The following is a 5,218-nucleotide window of genomic DNA, read 5'->3' as shown; positions in this document are numbered from 1 at the left end:
CTTCTGGAACGGCAAAGGAAAAATTATAGGCGTGGTGAAAGATTTCCATTTCTCTTCGCTGCGCGAAAATATTAACCCGGTAGTGATGATGCTGCAGCCAAAAGATAATAACTATATCATGTTACGTTTGGCTAAGGGAGATGTGGCTGCGGAAGTAGCCGCTGTAGAGAAAGTCTTTAACAGGCTGAATCCGGAATATCCGTTGGACTATCATTTCCTGGATGAAACTTTTAACAGTATGTACCAATCAGAAACGATGCTGAAAAAACTGGCGCAGGTGTTTGCCATTGTAGCAGTACTGATTTCCTGCCTGGGCTTATTTGGCTTGTCTGTTTTCACGGCTGAACAGCGTAGAAAAGAAATAGGTATCCGGAAGATATTAGGGGCATCGGTACTGAACGTGACTTCGCTGCTTTCCCGTGAATTCCTGCTGCTGGTGGGTGTTGGCGTGTTGTTGGCCACCCCGGTGAGCTGGTACCTGATGCATAACTGGTTATCTGGTTTTGCCTATCACGTAAACTTATCTGTCTGGGTTTTTGTCATTGCCGGTTTGCTGGCATTGATGATTGCATTGGCTACGGTGAGTTTCCAGTCGGTAAAAGCGGCATTGGCCAACCCGGTACAATCTTTAAAATCAGAATAAATATTAACGTATATGCTTTACCGTTATATTGTCATTGCTATCAGAAATCTGCGCAGACAAAGGTTATTTACCTTTATCAATATCGCGGGCCTGGCTGTGAGTATGGCGTTATGCCTGTTAGTATTGATTTCTACCCGTAATAATTTTACCTACGATAATTTTCATCCTGATATAGCGCATACCTGGCGCATTACTACGAGGGCGCAAACTCCTGACGGCAGGAAGTATCATATGGCCAGCACACCGCTGCCGATGGGCGAGGCATTGAAAAACAACTATACCGCCATTCAGGAAGAAGCAACTTTATATGGGGCATTATCCGGCGTAGGCAGGATTAATAAGAAGAAAATAAATGTTTTCGGCGCCTTTGCCACGCCCTCCTTTTTCAAAGTTTTTGGATTTAAACTGGCCGCTGGTAACCCGCTCACGGCGTTAACCACGCCCAATAGCATTGTGCTGACAGACGAAGCCGCCAAACGATTTTTTGGTACGGTTGACCCGATGGGAAAAGTAATACAGTTTGATAAGCAAGGCAGTTTCATTGTTAGCGGGGTATTGCAACCGGCGCCTTCGCTAACGCATATCACCTATGAAGCATTTGCTTCTATGTCGTCGGTGGCGGCATTGGAACAAACCAATGTATTACGGCCCATGCAGGAGAACTGGAACGATATCCAAAGCATTTATACCTACGTGGTGATGCGTCCGGGCGAAGGGAAAGCGGCGCTGACAGCGGCATTGAACGACCTGGGCCACCGGTACGATGACTTGCCCGGAAAAGGACAGGGCCGTATTGCTTTTGAGCCGCAGGCATTGAGCAAAATCAGTCCTTCACAAGGATTGTATGATGATATTACCAACGCACCACCCTGGGCAAAAATATTAACAGAAGTGGGCGTGGCGATGTTGCTGCTTACCTGCGCCTGTTTCAACTATACTAATTTATCCATTGTTCGTTCCCTGCAAAGGGCCAAAGAAGTAGGCGTACGTAAAGTGAATGGTGCGCAGCGCTGGCAGATTTTCCTGCAGTTCATTACAGAGTCTGTACTAATGTGTATCCTGTCGTTAATCCTGGCCGTGACGCTGCTGTTACTGGCACAGAGCTTCCATTTTAATGCATTGCCCATACCAGACATTAATCTGTTGAACGGACAACTCCTGTTGTGGTTCCTGGCGTTTAGCATCCTTACCGGCGTAGTAGCAGGGGCTATACCCGCCTGGGCATTATCTTCTTTCCAGCCGGCTAAAGTGCTTAAAAACCTCATAGATATTAAATTGTTTGGTGGACTGGGATTAAGGAAATCACTCATTGTGATTCAGTTTACCCTTTCATTAACGGCTATCATTTTCCTGGTCACCGTATACCGGCAGTTTAGCTTTAAAGCAGTGATGGATATGGGCTTCTACCGCAAGGATATCCTGAATGTACCGCTCGCGGATGTGGACTTTCAGCTGATGAAGGAACGTATGCAAACCTTGACCGGCGTAACCACCGTGACGGCCAGCTCCGGCACATTGGGCATGCCCCGGGATGCCAGCTTTTGCCAGATGAGAGCCGGCGATAGCAAGGATATGATGCAGTTTGGTTATTATGCGGGAGATGCCGACTTCTTAAAGGTCATGCATCTTAAGTTGATGGCAGGTACTACCTTCCCCGCAGCAGCCTCCAAAGAAAAGGAACAATACATTATTGTGAATGAAAAAGCAGTGAGCGTAATGGGCATTAAAACGCCTGCTGATGCCATCGGTAAAACCCTATGGCTCTCTGATTCACTGCCGGTAAATATTGTTGGCGTAGTGAAGGACTTTAACTATCAGCCAATAGAAGTGAATATACGGCCTATGGCCATTCGCTATCGCCCTGCCGAATTCAAACAGCTGCAATTGGCGATGGCAAAAGGAGATAAAGAGCAACAAATAGCCAGTGTAAAAAAAGTATGGATGGACCTGCATCCCGGCGAAATATTTTCTTCCGAATGGATGGATGCCCAGTTGCTGAGCCGCGCTGGTCAGGAAGTTATTTCCATGCTGGGGTTCCTGGTGTTTATTTCTACCATGATTTCTGCGCTTGGGCTGTTAGGGGTGGTAGCTTATACCACCTTTACCCGCAGGAAGGAAGTGAGTATTCGCAAAATACTGGGCGCCAGCGCGGCCAGCTTGTTGCTGTTGCTTTCTAGAAATTATGTGCGCCTGATCATCATTGCCGGCTGTATTGCCCTGCCATTGGGATATTTAGGCAGCATGTTGTTCCTGCAGATTTTCGCTTACCGGGTAGGCATTGGTATTATTCCTATGCTGGGCAGCTTTGCTTTTCTGATACTATTGGCCCTGGTAACTATTCTTTCACAAACATGGAAAGCTATTGAAGTGAATCCTGTTGACAACCTGAGAAACGATTAAACATGTTATTATACAACTACATAAAGCTCGCATGGCGCAATCTCGCTAAAAGAAAGTTGTACAGCTTCATCAATATTGGTGGGCTGGCAGCGGGATTATGCGTATGTATGCTGATCATGCTTTATGTAGCACATGAACTGAGCTACGACCGTTTCCATAAAGACAGTCACCAGATCTTCTCTTTATTGGAAAAAATAAAGATGGAGAAAGATACCATACAGTTCGACCGCTTCAATTATGCAGCGGGTCCGGCTATCGCTCAGCAGGATGCCGGTGTAAAGAGCTTTCTGCGCATGGGCAGTCTTGCCGGCGAAGCAGTGGTGATGCAAAATGTAGCCAATCCGGCTATCCGTGATGAAGAAGATGCGACCTGGTTTACTGATGCCAACTACTTCAGCTTTTTCTCTTTTCCTTTGCTGGAAGGCGACCCGGCCGAAGTATTGAAGCAGCCTTTTACCGCTGTGATGACCGCTTCCATGGCGAAGAAATATTTTGGTACTACCGATGCGGTGGGGAAGCAATTACGGTTTAATGGTAAATATGTTTTTGTGGTGTCTGGCATAATGGCCGATGCTCCATCTAATTCCAGTATTCAACCGGACTTTCTATTGTCTGTTTCCAGCATGGCCGGCATTGAATCCATGAAATCATTTGTAACAGATGACCGTGGCTTTGGTGGTCTTTTTAAAACCTATATAAAACTGGCCGACGGCGCCGATGCAGGTCAGGCAGCGCTGAAGATCAATCAGCTGTCTAAGAACGAAGGCCGGGCTGTGATGGTTCCGCTGACCAGCATACATATGGAAGCTAATTTCAACGCCGGATTTAACCTGCGCTACCTGAAACTGTTTCCTATGGTAGCAGCCCTGATCCTGTTAATGGCGCTGATTAACTACATGAGTCTCTCCACCGCAAGGGCTACAGTACGGGCCCGTGAAATAGGTGTTAGAAAAGCGCTGGGGGCAGATCATAAGCGTATTGCCCAACAGTTTTATGTAGAGTCAGCCTTGTATGCCTTCCTGGCGTTTTGCCTGGCAGTAGTACTTTGTATGCTGTTGCGCCCATGGTTTTTCAATTTGCTGCAACTGAAGGTGGATATGAGTTTCCTCTATCATCCGGTAGTGTTGACGATATATGCAGGATTACTTTGTGGGACGATTTTAGTGGCGGGCAGCTACCCTGCGTTGGTGCTTTCCCGTTATAATCCTGTTACCGTATTATCCGGTAAAATGAGTAAAACAGGTGGCGTAGGCGTAAGGAAAGTATTGACGGTATTACAGTTTGGCATTGCTGCGGTACTCATTATCTGCAGTATTGTAATTAACCGGCAGCTCTACTTTTTCCGGCATACTACTACGGGCATCAACCAGGAGAATGTGGTGATGCTGCCGTTTCAGAATTCCATAGGTACACATTACCAGGCATTCCGCCAACAGGTAGCCGGACTAAATGGGGTGATGCAAACCGCCACCGCGCGTTATCCGCTGTATGATGGCTATGATATGTGGTTTGTAGCAGGAGAGGGCAACCGCCCGGATATCGCCTTGTCTATGCTGCATATCGACCGACCGTTGATCGATATGGCTGGTTTGCAATGGAAAGTACCTCCTGCTGATATGCAGCAACTGGGCATGGACGGTACCATTGTATTGAATGAAATGGCAGTAGAAAGCTTTAATCTTTCGCCATCTCCCGTAGGGAAACATATAAAAATGGGAAATAGGGAAGTAGAGGTAATAGGGGTGGTGAAGAATTTCCATTTTAAATCATTGCATGCCGCTATTCAGCCACTGGGGCTCCATGTGGAAAAAGGCACTTCGGCCGCCTGGGGAACCAGTACGCCGGGATGCTTATTTGTGAAAATTGCCCCTAAACAAAATATTCCTGCTTTACTGGATCAGATCAAAAAAATATATGCAGGGTATGATATGCTAACGCCTTTTCAGTATAGCTTTCTCGATGATGCATTCGGAAAAATGTATACTGCAGAAGACAGACTGGCCGGCATTTTTGGCGGATTTACGGCATTAACGGTTTTAATAGCCGCACTGGGTTTGTTAGGCCTGGCAGCATTTTCGGCAGAACAACGTACCCGCGAAATTGGCGTACGGAAAGTATTGGGCGCCAGCGTGGTACAAATCACCACACTGCTATCAACAGCGTTTATAAAATTAG

At 46.7% G+C, this 5,218-nt stretch carries 3 protein-coding genes; all 3 read left to right on the top strand.

What is annotated here, in order from left to right:
• Window positions 1-643: ABC transporter permease (locus VIP81_RS05265; RefSeq protein ID WP_331957423.1), on the top strand; the 643-nt coding region annotated here is incomplete at its 5' end.
• A gap of 12 nt (window positions 644-655) precedes the next feature.
• Entirely contained in the window at window positions 656-3,043 is a 2,388-nt protein-coding gene (locus tag VIP81_RS05260; protein ID WP_331957422.1) for an ABC transporter permease, read from the top strand.
• A 2-nt stretch (window positions 3,044-3,045) separates the two neighbouring features.
• Window positions 3,046-5,218: ABC transporter permease (locus VIP81_RS05255; protein WP_331957421.1), on the top strand; the 2,173-nt coding region annotated here is incomplete at its 3' end.

Origin of the sequence: Chitinophaga sp. (assembly GCF_036566945.1) — a bacterium.
Lineage (GTDB): Bacteria > Bacteroidota > Bacteroidia > Chitinophagales > Chitinophagaceae > Chitinophaga.
Note: the sequence above shows the minus strand (reverse complement) of the source record. Positions and strands in the feature narration are given on the sequence as shown.

What these genes read in the sequence shown, in the direction of transcription:
- VIP81_RS05260 (WP_331957422.1), top strand. Translation starts at nt 656, where the DNA reads ATGCTTTACCGTTATATTGTCATTGCTATCAGAAATCTGCGCAGACAA.